General features: G+C 56.7%; 21 protein-coding genes and 1 pseudogene. 16 read left to right on the top strand and 6 right to left on the bottom strand.

What is annotated here, in order from left to right; translation table 11 throughout:
• Window positions 1-84: 84 nt before the first annotated feature.
• Window positions 85-645 carry a lipoprotein gene (locus MUU47_RS18485; protein WP_258989616.1) on the bottom strand — a complete coding sequence of 187 codons (561 nt, stop codon included), beginning with the start codon at window positions 643-645 and terminating at the stop codon, window positions 85-87.
• Window positions 646-751: 106 nt separating this feature from the next.
• A complete protein-coding gene (gene mdtH / locus MUU47_RS18480) occupies window positions 752-1,963 on the bottom strand; it encodes a multidrug efflux MFS transporter MdtH (RefSeq protein ID WP_258989615.1) in 1,212 nt (403 codons plus the stop codon).
• A gap of 223 nt (window positions 1,964-2,186) precedes the next feature.
• Between mdtH and rimJ the strand changes: the two genes are divergently transcribed.
• From rimJ to murJ, 4 genes are all read left to right on the top strand, one after another.
• A complete protein-coding gene (rimJ, locus tag MUU47_RS18475) occupies window positions 2,187-2,771 on the top strand; it encodes a ribosomal protein S5-alanine N-acetyltransferase (protein ID WP_258989614.1) in 585 nt (194 codons plus the stop codon).
• Window positions 2,772-2,780: 9 nt separating this feature from the next.
• A complete protein-coding gene (locus MUU47_RS18470; protein ID WP_258989613.1) occupies window positions 2,781-3,428 on the top strand; it encodes a YceH family protein in 648 nt (215 codons plus the stop codon).
• A gap of 2 nt (window positions 3,429-3,430) precedes the next feature.
• The gene (locus tag MUU47_RS18465; RefSeq protein WP_258989612.1) at window positions 3,431-4,357 is read left to right on the top strand and encodes a Gfo/Idh/MocA family protein; all 927 of its coding nucleotides are present in this window, start codon (window positions 3,431-3,433) and stop codon (window positions 4,355-4,357) included.
• 116 nt (window positions 4,358-4,473) lie between these two features.
• Window positions 4,474-6,009, top strand: a complete 1,536-nt coding sequence (gene murJ, locus MUU47_RS18460) for a murein biosynthesis integral membrane protein MurJ (protein WP_258989611.1) — start codon at window positions 4,474-4,476, stop codon at window positions 6,007-6,009.
• A gap of 101 nt (window positions 6,010-6,110) precedes the next feature.
• Here the strand turns inward: murJ and flgN are convergent, their stop codons facing one another.
• The 3 genes from flgN to flgA form a co-directional block, all read right to left on the bottom strand.
• The gene (gene flgN / locus MUU47_RS18455; protein WP_159775151.1) at window positions 6,111-6,533 is read right to left on the bottom strand and encodes a flagella biosynthesis chaperone FlgN; all 423 of its coding nucleotides are present in this window, start codon (window positions 6,531-6,533) and stop codon (window positions 6,111-6,113) included.
• 4 nt (window positions 6,534-6,537) lie between these two features.
• A complete protein-coding gene (gene flgM, locus MUU47_RS18450) occupies window positions 6,538-6,834 on the bottom strand; it encodes a flagellar biosynthesis anti-sigma factor FlgM (RefSeq protein WP_258989610.1) in 297 nt (98 codons plus the stop codon).
• A 93-nt stretch (window positions 6,835-6,927) separates the two neighbouring features.
• On the bottom strand, window positions 6,928-7,587 hold the full coding sequence (flgA, locus tag MUU47_RS18445) for a flagellar basal body P-ring formation chaperone FlgA (RefSeq protein ID WP_258989609.1): 660 nt from the start codon (window positions 7,585-7,587) through the stop codon (window positions 6,928-6,930).
• A gap of 160 nt (window positions 7,588-7,747) precedes the next feature.
• Between flgA and flgB the strand changes: the two genes are divergently transcribed.
• The 11 genes from flgB to flgL all read left to right on the top strand — a co-directional run bounded on the left by flgB (window position 7,748) and on the right by flgL (window position 17,640).
• Window positions 7,748-8,161, top strand: coding sequence for a flagellar basal body rod protein FlgB (flgB, locus tag MUU47_RS18440; RefSeq protein WP_159775157.1), 414 nt, complete (start codon window positions 7,748-7,750; stop codon window positions 8,159-8,161).
• Window positions 8,162-8,164: 3 nt separating this feature from the next.
• The gene (flgC, locus tag MUU47_RS18435; protein ID WP_258989608.1) at window positions 8,165-8,569 is read left to right on the top strand and encodes a flagellar basal body rod protein FlgC; all 405 of its coding nucleotides are present in this window, start codon (window positions 8,165-8,167) and stop codon (window positions 8,567-8,569) included.
• 11 nt (window positions 8,570-8,580) lie between these two features.
• The gene (flgD, locus tag MUU47_RS18430; protein ID WP_258989607.1) at window positions 8,581-9,270 is read left to right on the top strand and encodes a flagellar hook assembly protein FlgD; all 690 of its coding nucleotides are present in this window, start codon (window positions 8,581-8,583) and stop codon (window positions 9,268-9,270) included.
• Window positions 9,271-9,297: 27 nt separating this feature from the next.
• The gene (gene flgE / locus MUU47_RS18425; protein WP_258989606.1) at window positions 9,298-10,551 is read left to right on the top strand and encodes a flagellar hook protein FlgE; all 1,254 of its coding nucleotides are present in this window, start codon (window positions 9,298-9,300) and stop codon (window positions 10,549-10,551) included.
• A 20-nt stretch (window positions 10,552-10,571) separates the two neighbouring features.
• Window positions 10,572-11,330 carry a flagellar basal body rod protein FlgF gene (locus MUU47_RS18420; RefSeq protein WP_258989605.1) on the top strand — a complete coding sequence of 253 codons (759 nt, stop codon included), beginning with the start codon at window positions 10,572-10,574 and terminating at the stop codon, window positions 11,328-11,330.
• A 13-nt stretch (window positions 11,331-11,343) separates the two neighbouring features.
• Window positions 11,344-12,126, top strand: a complete 783-nt coding sequence (gene flgG, locus MUU47_RS18415) for a flagellar basal-body rod protein FlgG (protein WP_110509787.1) — start codon at window positions 11,344-11,346, stop codon at window positions 12,124-12,126.
• Window positions 12,127-12,182: 56 nt separating this feature from the next.
• Entirely contained in the window at window positions 12,183-12,881 is a 699-nt protein-coding gene (flgH, locus tag MUU47_RS18410; RefSeq protein WP_258989604.1) for a flagellar basal body L-ring protein FlgH, read from the top strand.
• Between the two features lie 11 nt (window positions 12,882-12,892).
• Window positions 12,893-13,990, top strand: coding sequence for a flagellar basal body P-ring protein FlgI (locus MUU47_RS18405; protein ID WP_258989603.1), 1,098 nt, complete (start codon window positions 12,893-12,895; stop codon window positions 13,988-13,990).
• Window positions 13,990-14,943, top strand: coding sequence for a flagellar assembly peptidoglycan hydrolase FlgJ (gene flgJ, locus MUU47_RS18400; protein ID WP_258989602.1), 954 nt, complete (start codon window positions 13,990-13,992; stop codon window positions 14,941-14,943). Before MUU47_RS18405 ends, flgJ begins: the two co-directional genes overlap by 1 nt.
• Window positions 14,944-15,017: 74 nt before the next feature.
• Window positions 15,018-16,676, top strand: a complete 1,659-nt coding sequence (gene flgK / locus MUU47_RS18395) for a flagellar hook-associated protein FlgK (protein WP_258989601.1) — start codon at window positions 15,018-15,020, stop codon at window positions 16,674-16,676.
• A gap of 13 nt (window positions 16,677-16,689) precedes the next feature.
• Complete coding sequence (flgL, locus tag MUU47_RS18390; RefSeq protein ID WP_258989600.1) at window positions 16,690-17,640, top strand: flagellar hook-associated protein FlgL; 951 nt, start codon at window positions 16,690-16,692, stop codon at window positions 17,638-17,640.
• Between the two features lie 79 nt (window positions 17,641-17,719).
• Here the strand turns inward: flgL and MUU47_RS18385 are convergent, their stop codons facing one another.
• A complete protein-coding gene (locus MUU47_RS18385; RefSeq protein ID WP_258990558.1) occupies window positions 17,720-18,931 on the bottom strand; it encodes an MFS transporter in 1,212 nt (403 codons plus the stop codon).
• Between the two features lie 93 nt (window positions 18,932-19,024).
• Between MUU47_RS18385 and MUU47_RS18380 the strand changes: the two are divergent.
• Window positions 19,025-19,974: pseudogene (locus MUU47_RS18380) on the top strand (LysR family transcriptional regulator).
• Window positions 19,975-19,981 lie beyond the last annotated feature (7 nt).

Genomic DNA, 19,981 nt, shown 5'->3' with positions numbered 1-19,981 from the left:
ACGTAAACGTTTTCCTTTGCACTCCTTTCCGTAAAAAAAAACGGGCGCTATTTGCGCCCGCTTCGAGATCATTACCCGATTCGATCAGTCCGTCAGTGGAATGACAATCTCGCCCGGTTTCACTTCAATGCCTTTCGCGTATTTCTTCGCCAGCGCCTCGCCCTGGCTTGCGTCTTCACGCAGAACGTAGGCCGGCTGCTTGTTGAAGTAGCTCCGCAGGGACTGGTTCAGATACGGCATCATGGTTTGCACCACCGACTGCATCTTCTCAGGCTCCACTTTCGCATCGACCACTTCCATTTCCTGCAGGAAGATGGCGCCTTTTTCTTTATTAAAGACCGGCAGCGCTTTCAGCTTGAGGTTAATCGTTGCTTTCTGATTACCAAACAGCGAGCTCATATCGAGGTTCGCGACGCCGGTAAGGGTGATTTTATTCGGTTCTTCGCGGCCAATGGCGCTGGAGAGGTTAGTCAGCACAATGTGTGCATCAGCCACGCCCGGCAGGCCAATATCTTTCGAGAAGTTGTTTCGCTTTTGCAACGCCTGATTAATTTCTTGCTCGCTAACGGTGTACTGCGTGAGCTGGTTACAGCCTACCAGCAGGACGCTCACAGTGAGTGCGGCGACCATCAACAACTTTTTCATGGGTTTCCTTAACATGTTGCTTTTGACTCATCCTGACACAAAGCAGCATGCCCTGTCAGCCTAATGCGTACCAGCAGAATCCGCTGAATTGTTACTACAATTAACATCAGGCGCCGGGTTCGACCATCCCGGTTGTCGCGCGTTTAGTACTGAACTGCCACCACAGCGCCAGAAAAGTAATGAAGCCAATCGCGCCGAACATCACCCATGGCAGTTCCGGCTGGTTGAGCGCTTTGCCCGCATCGAACAACCAGCCGCCACCTGCGTAACCGAGCGCGCCGCCGAACGCGAGCCCCAGACGGCTGAAGCCCATATAGCTGCCACGCGCGCGCGGATTTGCCAGTTGGGCGCTCAGGGTTTCGCGAGCCGGTTCGGCTATAATGGAGCCGATATAAAACACGCAAATCAGGGTGAACAGCTGCTGTAAATTGGCGGAAAGGCCAATCGGCAGCATCGCCAGGGTCATGATCAACAGCCCGGCCATCAGGCGATGTTCGAGGCGAAAACGCTTTTCGCTCCAGCGCGCAATCGGGTAGAGCAGCGTCAGCGACAGCGCGGCTTCGACGGCGTACATCCATTTCACCGCAGCAGGGGAACCGGCAATATCATTCACCATGATCGGCAGCATCAGCATTACCTGCACTGCCAGCATGTAATAGCCGGTCAACGTCAGGACATAGGTGACAAACCGCTTGTCACTCAGCACCCGCGACAGTCCTTCGCGCACCGGCGTTTTCACTGTCGACAGTTTCCAGGCCGGAAGGTACCAGGCGTTAAACGCAGCGCAGAGGATGAACAGCACCGCACCGACGCTGCATACCAGACGGAAATCGTATTGCAGCAGCCAACTGCCAAGCAGCGCGCCAATTACTGCCCCGGCACTGTCTTGCATCATCAGCAGCGAGAAAAAACGCCCGCGCTGATGTGGACGCACCAGTTTGACGACCAGCGCCGCACGCGGTGGGTCGAACAGCGTGCCACCGAGGCCGGAAAGTATGCAGGAGAGCCACAGCATCCACGGCTCATGTGCGATGGCCATGGTGATGAAGCCTGCGGCACGCATCAGCATGCCGGTGACGATCATCGGTTTGGCGCCGAAGCGGTCGGCGATCGCGCCGCCAAAAATGCCTAAACCTTGCTGAACGAGCTGGCGCAGCCCAAGGGCAATGCCGACCATCAGTGCGGCCCAGCCCATCTGGTCGACAAATCGAATGGAAATTAACGGGAAAACGACAAAAAAGCCGAGGACAACCAGCATGTTATCGACAAGCAGGAAATATTTGCCCAGGCTGCGAGCCTGTGAGATGCGCGATGACATTTCCCCTCCAGGGGAATGAAACGGTGAGAGGCTACCATTCTACCGTCTGAACGCTGATTTTCAGGGGCTGCGGGCAACAATATTTTTTTATCAAAAGACTATTTTGATAGAGTTTATTTATCGAAAAGCGGAAGTGCCTCAGAAAAACGTATGTCGCTGTTTTCACAAGGTGGCGACAGGCAGGTATAGTGAAGGTAATGGCGGTTTGAAGGAGTGGGGGAAGATGTTTGGCTATCGCAGTAACGTGCCGAAAGTGCGCTTAACAACAGACCGTCTTGTGGTGCGTCTGGTCCATGACCGCGACGCCTGGCGGCTCGCCGATTATTACGCGGAAAATAAAACGTTCCTGAAGCCTTGGGAACCGGTCCGTGACGACAGTCATTGCTATCCTTCAGGCTGGCAGGCGCGCTTGTCGATGATCAGCGAGTTTCACAAGCAGGGTTCCGCGTTTTACTTTGTGTTGCTTGACCCGGAAGAAAAAGAAATCGTCGGCGTGGCCAACTTTTCCAACGTGGTGCGCGGGTCGTTTCATGCCTGTTATCTGGGCTATTCCATTGGCGAAAAATGGCAGGGGCAGGGGCTGATGTACGAAGCGCTGTCGTCCGCCATTCGCTACATGCAGCGCACCCAGCATATACACCGCATTATGGCCAACTATATGCCGCACAATCAGCGCAGCGGCGCGCTACTGGCCAAACTCGGATTTGAAAAAGAAGGATTCGCCAAAGACTACCTGCTGATTGACGGGCAGTGGCGGGACCACGTTCTGACGGCGCTCACCACACGCGAGTGGACGGCGGGTCGATAAGGAGAAATCATGAAGTATCAGTTAACGGCGCTTGAAGCGCGTGTGATTGGCTGCCTGCTGGAAAAGCAGGTCACCACGCCGGAACAGTATCCGTTGTCGGTCAACGCCGTCACCCTGGCCTGTAATCAGAAAAGTAACCGCGAGCCGGTGATGACGCTCAGCGAAAATGAGGTTCAGGATTTACTCGATCAACTGGTGAAACGCCATTATCTCCGCACCGTCAGCGGGTTTGGCAACCGGGTGACCAAATACGAACAGCGATTCTGTAATTCCGAATTTGGTGATTTGAAGCTCAGTACCGCGGAAGTGGCACTGGTAACCACGCTGCTGCTACGCGGCGCGCAGACGCCGGGTGAACTGCGCAGTCGCGGCCAGCGGATGCATGAATTTGCGGACATGACCGAAGTCGAAAACGCGTTGGAAAATCTGAGCAATTGTGAAGATGGGCCGTTTGTAGCGCGTTTACCGCGCGAACCGGGCAAGCGCGAGCAGCGTTTTATGCATCTGTTTAGCGGTGATGTTGAAAATGCCGCTGTCACCGTTGAGGCCAACATGCCGGAGACCAACAACCTGGTGGCGCGTGTAGAAGCGCTGGAGAGCGAAGTAGAAGAGCTCAAGCAGCGCCTTGATTCCTTACTGGCACATCTGGGAGATTAAGCGTGACCGCGAAACTTCGAATTGGCGTGGTGGGCCTCGGGGGCATTGCGCAGAAAGCGTGGCTGCCGGTGGTAAGCGCCGCAACAAACTGGACGCTGCAGGCAGCCTGGTCGCCGGGGCGTGAAAAAGCGCAGCGCGTGTGTGAAACGTACCGCATTCCGCTGGCGGATTCGCTGGCGCATCTGGCGTCTCAGTGCGATGCGGTGTTTGTGCATAGCTCAACCGCCACGCATTATGCGGTAGTCAGCGAACTGCTGAACGCCGGGGTTCACGTCTGCGTCGATAAACCGCTGGCGGAAAAACTTAGCGATGCGATACGCCTGATTGAACTGGCCGAGAAGAAAAAGTTAACGCTGATGGTCGGTTTTAACCGTCGTTTTTCGCCGCTGTACCAGGAGCTAAAAGCTAATCTGACCGATGGTGCATCGCTGCGGATGGATAAACATCGGACCAACAGCGTCGGGCCAAACGATCTGCGATTCACTCTGCTGGATGATTATCTGCATGTGGTGGATACCGCGTTATGGCTGGCGGGCGGAAATCCTCAGCTGAGCGGTGGTTTGCTGCAAACCACCGAACAGGGCGAAATGCTGTACGCCGAGCACCATTTCAGCCTGCCGCAGATGCAAATTACCACCAGTATGCATCGCCGGGCGGGCAGCCAGCGTGAGTGGGTCCAGGCGGTGACCGACGGCGGGCTTATCGACATTACCGATATGCGCGACTGGCGGGAAGAGCGCGGCGCGGGCGTGATTGTCCGTCCTGCATCCGGCTGGCAAACCACCCTCGAACAGCGTGGTTTTGCGGGCTGCGCGCGTCACTTTATCGAATGCGTGCAAAATCAGACGGTTCCGCAAACTGCTGGCGAGCAGGCGATTGCCGCCCAGCGTGTTGTCGAAAAGCTGTGGCAGGAGGCGATGAGCGAGTAAGAGGCTGTAACAACTGCCAGTAGTAATTACCGCTAATCCAGGTAGACTATCGCCACTTTCCAACGCCTGTTTCGCTTACAGGCGTTTTTGATCCAGGGTTGTGGAATAACACGTTAATGAACCTATTAAAATCGCTGGCGGCCGTCAGCTCAATGACCATGTTTTCTCGCGTACTGGGCTTTGCGCGCGATGCCATTGTGGCAAGGGTTTTTGGGGCGGGAGTCGCGACGGATGCCTTTTTTGTGGCGTTCAAACTGCCAAACCTGCTGCGCCGTATCTTCGCGGAAGGCGCGTTTTCACAGGCGTTTGTGCCGATTCTGGCGGAATACAAAAGTAAGCAGGGCGAAGATGCAACCCGCGTTTTCGTTTCATATGTCTCCGGTTTATTAACCCTCGCGCTGGCAGTCGTGACCGTTGTCGGGATGCTCGCTGCACCATGGGTGATAACCCTGACCGCCCCCGGATTTGCCAATACGCCGGATAAGTTTGCCTTAACCAGCCAGCTGCTGCGCATTACCTTCCCGTATATTCTGCTTATCTCACTGGCGTCGCTGGTGGGGGCGATTCTGAATACCTGGAACCGCTTCTCGGTTCCGGCCTTTGCGCCGACGTTCCTGAACGTCAGCATGATCGGTTTTGCGCTGTTTGCCGCACCGTATTTCAATCCACCGGTGCTGGCGCTGGCGTGGGCGGTCACCGTTGGCGGGGTGCTGCAGTTGTTCTATCAGCTTCCGCACCTGAAAAAAATCGGCATGCTGGTGCTGCCGCGCATTAACCTGAAAGATGCCGGTTCTATTCGCGTCGTGAAGCAAATGGGCCCGGCGATCCTTGGGGTTTCCGTCAGCCAGATTTCACTGATCATCAACACCATTTTTGCCTCTTTCCTGGCCTCGGGGTCGGTATCGTGGATGTACTACGCTGACCGTCTGATGGAGTTCCCGTCCGGTGTGCTGGGCGTGGCGCTCGGCACGATCCTGCTGCCGTCGCTCTCCAAAAGTTTTGCCAGCGGCAACCACCAGGAATACAACCGCCTGATGGACTGGGGTCTGCGCCTGTGTTTCCTGCTGGCGGTCCCGAGCGCGGTAGCGCTGGGCATTCTGGCTAAACCGCTCACCGTGGCGCTGTTCCAGTACGGAAAATTCACCGCCTTTGATGCCTCGATGACCCAGCGCGCGCTGGTGGCGTATTCTGTGGGCCTGGTGGGTCTGATTGTGCTGAAAGTACTGGCCCCGGGCTTCTATTCCCGTCAGAACATCAAAACGCCGGTCAAGATTGCGATTGTTACGCTCATCATGACGCAGCTGATGAACCTGGCGTTTATCGGCCCGCTGAAACACGCCGGTCTTTCGCTGTCGATTGGTCTGGCGGCGTGCCTGAATGCCAGCCTGCTGTACTGGCAGCTGCGTAAGCAAAAAATCTTCACCCCTGAACCGGGCTGGGGCCGTTTCCTGAGCCGCCTGATTGTCGCCGTTGTGGTAATGGCCGCCGCGCTGCTGGGCATGATGTATATCATGCCAGAGTGGTCCCAGGGCACGATGCCGTTCCGTATTATGCGTCTGATGGTTGTGGTCGTGGCGGGTATCGCGGCGTACTTCGCCACGCTGCTGGTGCTGGGTTTCAGAGTGAAAGAGTTTGCGCGCCGTACGGCGTAACCGCCTGGCGTGAGAGGGAAAATAGAGGGAATAGTGACAACAAACCGCAGGGCATTGGCCGGGGTTCACGGCAATGCCACCTGCTGTTTAAGACGGGAAGATTAAACGGAGAACTTCTTACCACCGCGTGGGGTAGACGAGGTTTGACCATCTTTGCCGTACAGCGTCGGTTCCTGATGCGGTTTGAGCACCTGCAACGCCTGCTGGTTACGCTCAATCTGGCCTTCCAGCAGCCAGCCGTTGTGCTGATTGAGGTCGCGCAAATGCTGGGTTTTTTCGGTGATAGTCTGCCAGCGTTCTGCGACGTCATCATTGGCACAGCGCTGCGCTTCCTGCTCCAGGCGGCGCTGTTTTTCCAGATAATCCAATGTTGCCAGCAACGAACTTTTCTCTTCGGTAATACGCTGCAGGGCGCTACTGTTTACGCTGCCCGCAGAGAGCTGTTGCTGTTCGGCATCCATCACCTCTTTCAGCGAGTTCAGGATGACTGTCATATGATCCAGTATTTCTGACAGACGACTCATTCTGTTATTTACTCTGCTGCAGCCAGCTCTGGGTATCCGAAATCAGCGAATCGGCAATTTTGCCGGTATCCATTTTCAGTTCACCGTTACGGATAGCGGTTTTCATAGCGTCGACGCGTTCCATATTGATGTCGCTGTTGCGCGGTTGCATCAGGCTCGATTGCGCTTCGCTCAGCGTCACGTTAGTGCTGTTCGCTGTTGACGATGTGTCCAGACGGGCTTTCTGCGCCTGGGCTTCATTCGGCTCACGCGGCTGGACGGCGTTAACGGGCTTCAGGGGCGATGTACGATCAATGCTCATTGTCCTGTCCTCATCGAGGTTTCGTGGCGTTACTGCCTGCCATCATCACTTGTTGATTATTTATCGGCAGGTTCTGCAGAATCTTTATATGCATTATAGATTAATCAGAATATTCCCATCCGAATCCACCTGACCGCTTACCACCTGGCCTGACGGCATTCTCACGCGAGCGTTTTGGGCGACGGCGGCATTGTTTAACGCCTGGCCTTCGCCATTGACGCTAAAGCCATCGCCACTGGCAATGACCTGGACTTTTTGTCCGGCTTTTACGCGCCATGACTGGCGTAACATCGACAGCTGAATCGCCTGTCCGGGCGCCAGGTCGCGCATTGTCACTGCGTCCTGGGCCTGGTTTATATCAAGCATGGTGCGCGGCGGCAACTGGTCGAGTCGCCCACGTTTCAGCGTGACGCTGCCGGGTTGCAGGGCCGCACCGCGTGGCACAGACTGCGCAGCCACCACGTAATTCCCCGTCGCTTCAACCATCACCTGAATGTATTTTTTTTCTGTTGCACACTGCGCCACAACGGTCTGATTTCCCCACAGACGGGCGTTGCCCATCACGGAAAACGCAGGCTGCTCACATTGCGGCAGCTGCGTGTCAGGGCTGCGCACGTTAACCACCACCGAATCACTGAAGCCGGCAAGGCGGTGGCTGAAAAAATCCGTCAGCTGCCGGGTGAGATCCTGTGCCATGGCCGCCGGGCTCAGGAGTGCAAACGTCAGCGCGAGGGTGCTCTTCAGGTTTCGCATTGCTTACTCCGGTCTGTCAGGGAATAGCCGAATTTTACCTGTCAACGAAGAACATCAACGCAACAAATAGCGATGCATTTTGCTTTTATTCCGACGATGGCGGCCAAAAATTGAGATTAATCTGAATGCTGAATGAACTATTGCCATCAGCGGAGGAGACATGCTCGATAAACTCGACGCCGCGCTACGTTTTCAACAGGAAGCGTTGAACCTGCGCGCCCAGCGTCAGGAAATCCTGGCCTCAAACATTGCTAACGCCGATACCCCGGGGTATCAGGCGCGCGATGTCGATTTTGCGTCAGAACTGAAAAAAGTGATGGAAAGCGGGCGCGCGGAAACCAGCAGCGTGTCACTCACGCTGACCTCCGAACGCCATATTCCAGCCCAGGCGATGTCCGCCCCTTCTGTAGACCTGATGTATCGGGTACCTGACCAGCCATCAATGGACGGCAACACCGTCGATATGGACCGGGAGCGCACGCAATTCGCCGATAACAGCCTGCAATACCAGACCGGCTTGACCGTGTTGGGTGGGCAAATCCGCAGCATGATGACCGTGCTACAGGGGAACTAATTCATGGCTCTACTGAATATTTTTGACGTTGCCGGTTCGGCGCTGACGGCGCAGTCCAAACGCCTGAACGTCGCCGCCAGTAACCTCGCCAATGCCGATAGCGTCACCGGCCCGGACGGTCAGCCGTACCGCGCCAAACAGGTGGTGTTCCAGGTTGATGCGCCTACAGGGGCAGCGACCGGCGGCGTAAAAGTGGCCAATGTGGTGGAAAGTCAGGATCCTTTCAAGCTGGTATACCAGCCGGGTAACCCGCTGGCGGACGCCAAAGGCTACGTGAAGATGCCGAACGTCGATGTGGTCGAGGAAATGGTCAACACCATGTCCGCTTCCCGCAGCTACCAGGCCAACGTTGAAGTACTCAACACCGTCAAGAGCATGATGCTCAAAACGCTGACCCTCGGTCAGTAACGGAGATAACGATGTCTATTGCCGTGAATGTGAATGACCCAACCAGTACCGCCAGCACCACCGCGACCAGCGGCAGTTTAACCACCAGCAACGCGTCTGACCTGCAAAGCAGCTTCCTGACGTTGCTGGTGGCTCAGCTGAAAAACCAGGACCCGACCAATCCAATGGACAACAGTCAGTTGACGTCTCAGCTGGCGCAGATAAGCACCGTCAGCGGAATTGAGAAGCTCAACACCACGCTCGGCTCTATCTCCGGACAAATTGATAACAGCCAGTCGTTACAGGCCAGCTCACTGATTGGTCACGGGGTGATGATCCCGGGTTCGGTTGTTCTGGCAGGCTCGGATACCGACGGCAATGCCAGCACCACGCCGTTTGGCGTTGAGCTGACTCAGGCCGCCGACAAAGCCACTGCAACTGTTACCGACAGCAGCGGCAAAGTGGTTCGCACGATGGATCTCGGCAGCCTGACCGCGGGCGTTCACACCTTTACCTGGGACGGTACCGCCGCCGATGGCTCTACCGTACCGGATGGCGCATACAGCGTCTCGATTGCCGCCAGCACTAACGGCACGCAACTGGTGGCTCAGCCACTTAAGTTCGCGCTGGTGCAAGGGGTGACGAAGGGAAGCAGCGGTAATCTGCTGGATCTCGGAACGTATGGCACCACCACGCTCGACGAAGTTCGTCAGATTATTTAAGCCTTCAACCTAATCAGGAGTTAAGACATGGCTTTTTCTCAAGCGGTCAGCGGCCTGAACGCTGCGTCCACCAATCTCGACGTGATTGGCAACAACATCGCCAACTCCGCGACCTACGGCTTTAAAGCCGGTACCGCCTCGTTCGCCGATATGTTTGCCGGTTCTAAAGTCGGCCTGGGCGTCAAAGTGGCGGGTATCACCCAGGACTTTAACGACGGTACCACCACCAGTACCGGACGTGCACTCGACGTGGCGATTAGCCAGAACGGCTTCTTCCGTATGACCGACGCCAACGGCTCCGTGTACTACAGCCGTAACGGCCAGTTTAAGCTGGATGAAAACCGTAACCTGGTGAACATGCAAGGCCTGCAGTTGACCGGCTATCCGGCGACCGGTACGCCGCCGACCATCCAGCAGGGGGCGAACCCGGTTGGCTTAAGCATTCCCAATACGCTGATGGCGGCGAAGGCGACCTCCACGGCGGCAATGCAAATCAACCTGAACTCCACCGATGCGGTCCCGGCCAAATTGCCGTTCGATGCCACCGACGCGGATACCTACAACAAAAAAGGCACCGTGACGGTGTTCGACAGTCTGGGTAACTCCCACGACATGAACATCTATTACGTCAAAAACAGCGCCAATAACTGGGATGTTTACACCCAGGATTCGAGCGTGGCGGGTGCGGCTGGGGGGGCGGTACAGGCGGCGCAGTTGAATTTTAGTGACAGCGGAACCTTGACCAGTGTTCAGGCCTACAACGCAGGTTCCTTACAATCGGCTGGGACAGCGCCAGAAATTAAGGTTCCGATACCGACCCTGAACGGCTCCGCTGACAGCACCTTCCAGCTGAGTTTCCAGAACTCCATGCAGCAGAACACCGGGTCGAACGACATCGTTGCCACCAATCAGAACGGCTACAAGCCGGGCAACCTGGTGAGCTATCAGATTAACGACGACGGTACCGTGGTCGGGAACTATTCCAACGAGCAAAACCAGCTGCTGGGCCAAATAACGCTGGCGAACTTCGCCAACAACGAAGGTCTGCAATCTGAAGGCGATAACGTCTGGTCAGCGACGCAGTCTTCCGGCGTGGCGCTACTCGGCACCGCAGGCACCGGTAACTTCGGCACCCTGACTAACGGCGCGCTGGAAGCATCCAACGTCGATCTGAGCAAAGAACTGGTGAACATGATTGTGGCGCAGCGTAACTATCAGTCGAACGCGCAGACCATCAAAACCCAGGATCAGATCCTCAATACCCTGGTTAACCTGCGCTAAGCGCCTGACGGGACGGCTTCATGGATCACGCAATATATACCGCGATGGGCGCGGCCAGCCAGACGATGGAAATGCAGGGTGTTACCGCGAGCAACCTCGCAAACACCTCCACGCCGGGCTTTCGCGCACAGCTGACCGCACTGCGCGCCGTGCCGGTCAATGGCGAAACCTTCCAGACCCGAACCCTGGTGACCGGCTCCACGCCGGGGGCCGACATGACGCCAGGTCAACTTGACTACACCGCCCGTCCGCTGGATGTGGCCTTGCAGCAGGATGGCTGGCTGGCGGTGCAGGGCGCGGACGGTACGGAAGGCTACACCCGCAACGGTAACATTCAGGTGACGCCTGGCGGTCAATTGACTATTCAGGGCAATCCGGTGATTGGCGACGGCGGCGGTCCGGTGATGGTGCCGGAAGGTTCGCAGGTCACCATCGCAACGGACGGCACCATTTCGGCGCTAAACCCAGGCGACCCGGCGAACACCATTTCACCTGTCGGCAAATTGAAGCTGGTGAAGGCCGCCAATACCGAAGTGATTCGTGGTGACGATGGCATGTTCCGCTTAACGGCGGCCGCCCAGGCCACCCGCGGGCCAGTCCTGCAATCTGATCCGACAATCACTCTGCAATCCGGCGTGCTGGAAGGCAGTAACGTCAAACCGGTGGCGGCGATGGCTGACATGATTGCCAGCTCCCGACGTTTTGAGATGCAGATGAAGGTCATTAGCAGCGTGGATGATAACGCGTCTAAGGCTAACCAATTGCTTTCAATGAGCTAACAACAGGATACCTATGATCAGTTCATTATGGATTGCTAAAACCGGCCTCGATGCCCAGCAAACCAACATGGACGTTATCGCCAACAACCTGGCGAACGTCAGCACCAACGGTTTCAAGCGTCAGCGTGCGGTCTTTGAAGACCTGCTTTACCAGACCGTTCGTCAGCCGGGGGCGCAATCGTCCGAGCAGACCACGCTGCCTTCTGGCCTGCAAATCGGGACCGGTGTTCGTCCGGTAGCGACCGAGCGTATTCACACTCAGGGCAACCTGTCGCAGACCGACAACAGCAAAGACGTCGCCATCAAAGGTGAAGGCTTCTTCCAGGTGCTGCTGCCGGACGGCACGTCGGCTTACACCCGTGACGGTTCGTTCCAGGTTGATCAGAACGGCCAACTGGTGACCGCTGGCGGATTCCCGGTACAGCCCGCGATAACCATCCCGGCTAACACTCTGAGCATCACTATCGGGCGTGATGGCGTGGTGAGCGTGACGCAGCAAGGGCAAACCAACCCGGTGCAGGTTGGCCAGCTGAACCTGACCACCTTCATGAACGATGCAGGTCTGGAAAGCATGGGTGAAAACCTCTACACCGAAACCCAGGCTTCTGGCGCGCCGAACGACAGCACTCCGGGCCTGAACGGTGCGGGCCTGCTGTACCAGGGTTATGTCGAAACCTCGAACGTCAACGTGGCGGAAGAGCTGGTCAACATGATTCAGGTGCAGCGCGCGTATGAGATCAACAGCAAGGCGGTGTCGACCACCGACCAGATGCTGCAGAAACTCACCCAGCTGTAAGACGTGACCGGTGCAGATTTCCTGCACCGGATTTTTGATTCAGAAGATAAAAAGCAATGCAAAAATCCTCAGCGTTTCGTTATCCGCTTTTCGTGGTCCTGGCCCTGACACAGTCCGGATGCGCATTGATTCCCTCCAAACCGCTGGTGGAAGGGGCGACAACCGCACAGCCTGTTCCTGGCCCGGTACCGGTGGTCAATGGCTCGATTTTCCAGAGCGCGCAGCCGATTAACTACGGCTATCAGCCGCTGTTCGAAGACCGACGCCCGCGCAATATTGGCGACACGCTGACCATCCAGCTGCAAGAAAACGTCAGCGCATCCAAGAGCTCGTCGGCAAATGCCAGCCGCGATGGCAAAACCAATTTCGGCTTCGACACTGTGCCGCGTTATCTGCAGGGCCTGTTTGGCAATGCGCGCGCCGATGTGGACGCCTCTGGCGGCAACTCCTTTAACGGTAAAGGCGGTGCCAACGCCAGCAACACCTTCAGCGGAACGCTGACGGTCACCGTCGATCAGGTGCTGGCCAACGGTAACCTGCACGTGGTGGGCGAGAAACAAATCGCCATTAACCAGGGTACCGAATTCATTCGTTTCTCTGGCGTCGTGAATCCACGCACCATCAGCGGTAGCAACACCGTACCGTCGACCCAGGTGGCTGACGCCCGCATTGAGTACGTCGGTAACGGCTACATCAATGAAGCGCAGAACATGGGCTGGCTGCAGCGCTTCTTCCTTAACTTATCGCCGATGTAACGAGGTGAATTATGTTTAAAACTCTGGTTGGCATTGCTCTGGTCCTGCTGGCGGGTTTCGCCCAGGCCGATCGCATTCGCGACCTCACCAGCGTACAGGGCGTGCGGCAGAACTCATTGATCGGCTACGGTCTGGTCGTCGGTCTGGACGGGACGGGTGACCAGACTACTCAGACGCCATTCACCACCCAAACCCTGAACAACATGTTGTCGCAGCTCGGGATAACCGTCCCGGCAGGCACCAACATGCAGCTGAAAAACGTGGCGGCGGTGATGGTCACCGCGCAGCTTCCGGCCTTTGGTCGTCAGGGGCAGAACATTGACGTCGTTGTATCGTCGATGGGTAACGCCAAAAGTCTGCGCGGTGGCACGCTGCTGATGACGCCGTTAAAAGGTGTCGACAGTCAGGTTTATGCCTTAGCGCAGGGTAACATTCTGGTCGGCGGGGCGGGGGCCTCGGCGGGCGGCAGCAGCGTGCAGGTCAACCAACTTAACGGCGGGCGTATCACCAACGGCGCAACCATTGAGCGTGAATTGCCGAGCCAGTTCGGCGCGGGCAATACCATTAACCTGCAACTGAATGAAGATGATTTCGGCATGGCGCAGCAGATTGCTGACACCATTAACCGTCGAGGCGGCTATGGTAATGCGACGGCGCTGGATGCGCGTACCGTTCAAATTCAGGCTTCAAGCGGAGGCAGCAATCAGGTGCGGATGCTGGCAGATATTCAAAACCTCGACGTGAACGTCACGCCGCAGGATGCGAAAGTTATCATCAACTCCCGTACCGGTTCGGTGGTTATGAATCGCGAAGTGACCCTCGACAACTGTGCCGTGGCGCAGGGCAATCTGTCGGTAACAGTGAACCGTTCAGCGCAAGTCAGCCAGCCGGATACGCCTTTTGCCGGTGGTTCAACGGTGGTGACGCCGCAGACGCAAATCGACCTGCGTCAGAGCGGGGGGGCGATGCAGAGCATTCGTTCCAGCGCCAACCTGAACAACGTCGTTCGCGCGCTGAACACGCTGGGGGCTTCGCCGCTGGAGCTGATGTCGATTCTCCAGTCGATGCAAACCGCAGGCTGCCTGCGTGCCAAAGTGGAAATTATCTAATGCTTGGCGACAGCAAACTGATGAGCAGCGCGGCCTGGGACGCGCAATCGCTGAACGAGCTTAAAATCAGTGCCGGGAAAGACCCGCAGGCGAACGTAAAGCCGGTGGCCCGGCAGGTCGAAGGCATGTTCGTACAGATGATGCTGAAAAGTATGCGTGACGCGCTGCCCAAAGACGGCTTATTCAGCAGCGACCAGTCGCGTCTTTACACCAGTATGTACGATCAGCAAATTGCCCAGCAGATGACGGCGGGCAAAGGGTTAGGGCTGGCAGATGAGATGGTCAAACAGATGACCGCGAATCAGGGCGGGCCAAAAGAGTTGCCAGCCCAGGTGCCGCTCAAGTTTGACCTCGAAACCGTCACCAGCTATCAGAATTCGGCGCTGACGCAGATGGTACGTAAGGCCTTGCCGACAACGCCAAGTGCCTCTGATGCCCCCGATGTGCCCGGCGACAGTCACGACTTCCTGGCTCAGCTTTCCCTTCCGGCGAAGCTTGCCAGTGAGCAGAGCGGTATTCCGCACCACCTGATCCTCGCCCAGGCGGCGCTCGAATCAGGCTGGGGCCAACGGCAGATCCGCCGTGAAAACGGTGAGCCGAGCTTTAACCTGTTCGGCGTGAAGGCGTCGTCTGACTGGAAGGGTAAAGTCACCGAAATCACCACCACGGAATATGAGAATGGGGAAATGAAAAAGGTGAAAGCCCGTTTCCGCGTCTATACCTCGTATCTTGAAGCGTTGTCCGACTACGTTGGCCTGTTAACGCGTAACCCGCGCTATGCCGCCGTGACCTCAGCTGCGACGCCAGAGCAGGGCGCACAGGCACTACAGAAGGCCGGTTATGCCACCGACCCGAACTATGCCCGCAAGCTGACCGGTATGATCCAACAGCTGAAATCGATGAGTGAGAAGGTGGGCAAGGCTTACGGCAACGATATCGAAAATCTGTTCTGAAACGCCTCAAGTTCAGCCGATCGGTGCCGATAATTCAGGTCAGGACTCGTGTCTAAAAGAATAAAGGAACCTCCATGTCCAGTTTAATGAATAGCGCAATGAGTGGGCTCGGTGCGGCTCAGGCGGCACTGAACACCGTCAGTAATAACATTGCCAGTTATAACGTGTCCGGCTATACCCGCCAGACGACGGTCCTCTCTGCGGCGAACAGCACGCTGGGCGCGGGCGGTTGGGTGGGTAATGGAGTCACGGTCTCCGGCGTACAGCGCGAGTACAACGCTTTTATCACCAATCAGCTGAATGCGGCGCAAAATCAGAGCAGCGGCCTGACCACGCGCTACCAGCAGATGTCGAAAATCGACGATTTGATGTCCGATACCACTAACTCGATTTCCGCCACGTTGCAGGATTTCTTCACCAGTCTGCAAACCCTGGTGAGCAACGCCGAAGATCCGGCGGCGCGTCAGGCGGTGTTAGGCAAAGCCCAAGGGCTGGTCAATCAGTTTAAGACTACCGATCAGTATCTGCGTGACCAGGATAAACAGGTCAACGGCGCGATTGCATCAACCGTTTCGCAGATCAATAACTACTCGCAGCAGATTGCGACGCTGAACGATAAAATTTCCAAACTGACCGGCGTCGGCGCGGGGGCATCCCCGAATGACCTGCTCGATCAGCGCGATCAGCTGGTTAGCCAACTGAACCAGCTGGTGGGCGTGGAAGTGAACGTGCAGGACGGCGGCACGTACAACATCACCATGGCCAACGGTTACAACCTGGTTCAGGGCAGCAACGCCCGTCAGCTGGCCGCAGTGCCAAGCAGCGCCGATCCTTCGCGGACCACCGTCGCTTACGTGGATAACGTGGCGGGTAATGTCGAAATCCCGGAAAAATTGCTGACCAGTGGTTCACTCGGCGGTTTGCTGACGTTCCGTTCTCAGGATCTGGACCAGACCCGTAACAGCCTGAACCAGATGGCGCTGGCGTTTGCTGATGCGTTTAACCAGCAGAATGCGAAAGGCATCTATACTGATGCCCAGGGCAACACCCATGATGGCGGAAAATTCTTCAATATCGGCGGGCCGTCGGTACTGAGTAACACTAACAATGCCGGGGATGCCAGTCTTAGCGTCACTATGACCGACAGCACACAGGTGCAGGCCAGCGACTATAAGGTGAGCTACGACGGCACAAAGTGGCAGGTAACGCGCCTCTCGGATAATACCAATGTGATCCCAACGACCGGAAGTGATGGCAGTCTGCAATTTGATGGGCTGAGCATAAAGATAAGCGGTGGCACGATCAAAGCGAATGACAGCTTTACCGTGAAACCGCTAGCCAACGCGATTGTGAACATGAGCGTGGCGCTGACCGACGCCAGCCAGATTGCGATGGGTATCGATGACAGTCAGACAGGCGAGAGTGATAACCGTAACGGTCAGGCGCTGCTGGATCTGCAAAACAGCAAACTGGTGGGCGGCAATAAAACCGTCAACGACGCTTACGCCTCTCTGGTCAGTGACGTAGGGAACAAAACCTCGACGCTGGAAACCAGCAGCACCACCCAGGGCAATGTTGTGACCCAACTGACCAAGCAGCAGCAATCTATTTCCGGCGTAAACCTCGATGAAGAGTACGGCAACCTGCAACTGTATCAACAGTACTATCTGGCCAATGCCCAGGTAATGCAGACCGCCAGCACGCTTTTCGATGCGCTGATCAATATTCGCTAAGGAGCCCTGACCGATGCGTATTAGTACCTTAATGATGTATCAGCAGACGATGGGCGGTATTACCAACTCCCAGTCTTCATGGCTGAAATATGGCGAACAGATGTCCACCGGCCTGCGCGTTAACCGTCCGTCAGATGACCCGATTGCCGCGTCCCAGGCGGTTGTGCTATCTCAGGCGCAGTCCCAGACCAGCCAGTTTGCGTCAGCCCGTAGCTTCGCCACCCAGCGTATTTCACAGGAAGAAAACACGCTGTCGTCGGTGACGTCGTCGATTCAAGCGGCGCAGGAAAAAATCGTCTATGCCGGGAACGGCACGCTGAGTGACGATGACCGCGCCTCGCTGGCGACCGATTTACAGGGTATCCGCGACCAGCTGATGAACCTGGCCAACAGCCAGGATGGTAACGGACGTTACATGTTTGCCGGTTATAAGACGGATACCGCGCCGTTCGATGCCACCACCGGCACGTATACGGGCGGTACCACCAACGTTGAACAGCAGGTCGACTCTTCCCGGACTATGGTTATCGGCCACACCGGCGACAAGATTTTTGATTCGGTGACGTCGAATGCGGTGAAAAACCCCGATGGCAGTACGCCTTCGGACCTGTTCAAAATTCTGGATGACGCGATTGCTGCGTTGAAAACGCCTGTAGCGGATGACGATGCGGCGCAAGCGACGGCGCAGGCCACTATCGACGTCGCCAACCGCGGCCTGCGTAACTCACTGAACAACGTGCTGAGTGTACGGGCGGAAGTCGGTACTCAGCTCAACGAACTGGACAAACTGGACGCGCTGGGCGATGACCGCACGTTGAGCCAGACTCAGCAGATGAGCGACCTGGTTAACGTGGACTGGAACTCAACGATTTCTAACTACACTATGCAGCAGGCGGCCCTGACGGCATCGTATAAAGCGTTCACCGATATGCAAGGCATGTCTCTGTTCCAGTTGAATAAATAAGATTTAACGGTTTAGAACATGTCTTGAAACTGGCCATGTTCTCTGTGCCCGCACCACTCACCCCGGTGCGGGCTTTTTTTTAACGTTGTGGGCAAGCGGTGGCGTTCGCCGCACAGGTCAGACGAATCGCCAACGCAATAACGCCGCTGATCACCGCCAGAGCGACTACCGCAGGCCAGCCCGCCACGGCGTACAGTTTGCTGCCGACAGCCGAACCTAACGCCATCCCGATAAATACCACCGTGAACAGCAGCGCATTCAGGCGACCACGCGCCTGCGGTTCGAGGCTGTAGACCAGATTCTGATGCGCGACCAGGCTCGACTGTAAGCCTAAATCAAAGCCAATCGCCGACACGGCAATCAGCGCCAGTTGGGCGTGAAGCGGCAACAGCGGCAGGAAAAACATCAGTGCGAACGACACCGTGACCAGCAACGCACCTAACTGAGTCACTTTAGCTGCGCCAAGTTTATCGGCCAGCCCACCGGCCAGCGGGGCGGCAAGCGCTCCGGCGGCACCGGCAATACCGTATCCTCCGGCGACGGCGCTGCCGAGTTGATAGTGTTCGGCGAGCATTACCGCGAGTGTCGACCAGAACGCGCTGAAGGCAACCGACAGAAAACCCTGTGCCAGCGCGGCGCGGCGCAGTTCAGGGAAACGTCGCCATAAATGCACCAGCGACCCCATCAGCGCCGGATAACTGAGTTCAGAATGTGCGCTGAATTTCGGGAGTACGCGCCACATCACCAGACCAATCAACGCAACGCTGACCGCTGCGGCCTGATACATCATCCGCCAGCCATAGGCTTCCCCTACGACGCCGCTGACGGTACGCGACAGCAGAATGCCGAGTAGCAAACCCGTCATTACCGTGCCCACGGTTTTACCCTGTTTCCCGGCGGGGGCGAGGATAGCCGCGGCAGGAACGATATCCTGCGCCATCGTCGCCGTCATCCCAATCAGCAAACTGACGGCGAGCAGGGCATGCAGCTGGCTGGTCACGCTACACAGCAGCAATAACACCGCGAGCGAAGCGCTTTTGGAGAGGATCAGCCGACGTCGGTCGTGGCGATCGCCCAGCGGCAGCAGGAACAGAATGCCCAGCGCGTAACCCGTCTGGGTTAGCGTGGGGACGAGGCCCATTTGCTCGATGCTCAAATGCATGTCGTGGCCAATCAGCGGTAGCAGCGGCTGGGCGTAATAAATGGCGGCGACGCTGAAGCCTGCGCCAATAGCCAAAATCAGGATTATCCACGGTGCAAAAGTCAGTAAAACAGCGGGAGTGGTGTTCATCATAACGTCCTCAACAGGGTGTGGGCGCATTGTGATGTGAATCACACTGGCGCGGTAGCGGGCGCAGTGGTAAAACAGCTATACGTTGGGTGTATGAGCAAAAACAAATGAAAAGAACGGAGCGTATAGACCGGCTGGAACTGATGCGGACCTTTATTCGCATTATCGAAGCCGGGTCGCTGTCGGCAGCGGCAGTTCAGCTTGGCACCACGCAGGCCACGGTCAGCCGCCGTTTGCAGTCGCTCGAAGCATTGCTGGGCGTAAAGCTCATCATGCGCTCGACCCATGCAATGAAACTCACCGACGACGGTGAGCGCTGCTATCAACATGCGCGACAGCTGGTGGACAATTGGCTGGCGCTGGAAGACGATTTACAGATCGTGGACGACAACCCGGTGGGCGTGCTGCGCGTCAGAGCGCCGCATGCATTCGGGCAGCAGCAACTATTAACGCCGCTGGTGGATTTTTTGCAGCACTATCCTCAGCTTTCGGTGGAGTGGATGCTTAACGACAAAAATATCGATTTCATCAGTGAAAATATCGACTGCGCGATCCGCGTGGGGGCGGAAGTTGACCCGGCGACGGTGTCGGTGTTGCTGGCGGAAGTCCCGCGAAGTCTGGTGATTTCGCCGGTGCTGCTAGAGACGCTGCATAACGTATCAGACCCGATGGCGCTATCGGCGCTGCCGTGGGTGGCGATCAGTACGTTCTATCAACATGAAGTGACGCTGCGGCATCAGGCCAGCCGGGAGAGTCTCACTATTCCTATTGTGCCGCGCCTGAGCACTGACAGCGTTTACGTGGCCCGCAATACCGCGCTGTCGGGGCTGGGTACTGCGCTGATTTCCAGCTGGGCGGTGGAAGAGGATATTGCGCAGGGCAGGCTGGTTGAGCTACTGCCTGAATGGCGAGCGGCGGCGTTGCCGGTGCATTTGGTTTATCCCTGGGCGCGTTATTATCCGGCGAGGTTGCGTAAGTTTCTCGATTTGATGCGGGAAGTGATGCCGAAAATTTCAGGCATGCAGCTGCCCGCGACAGAATAAAAAAAAC

Origin of the sequence: Scandinavium hiltneri (assembly GCF_024764835.1) — a bacterium.
GTDB lineage: Bacteria > Pseudomonadota > Gammaproteobacteria > Enterobacterales > Enterobacteriaceae > Scandinavium > Scandinavium hiltneri.
Note: the sequence above shows the minus strand (reverse complement) of the source record. Positions and strands in the feature narration are given on the sequence as shown.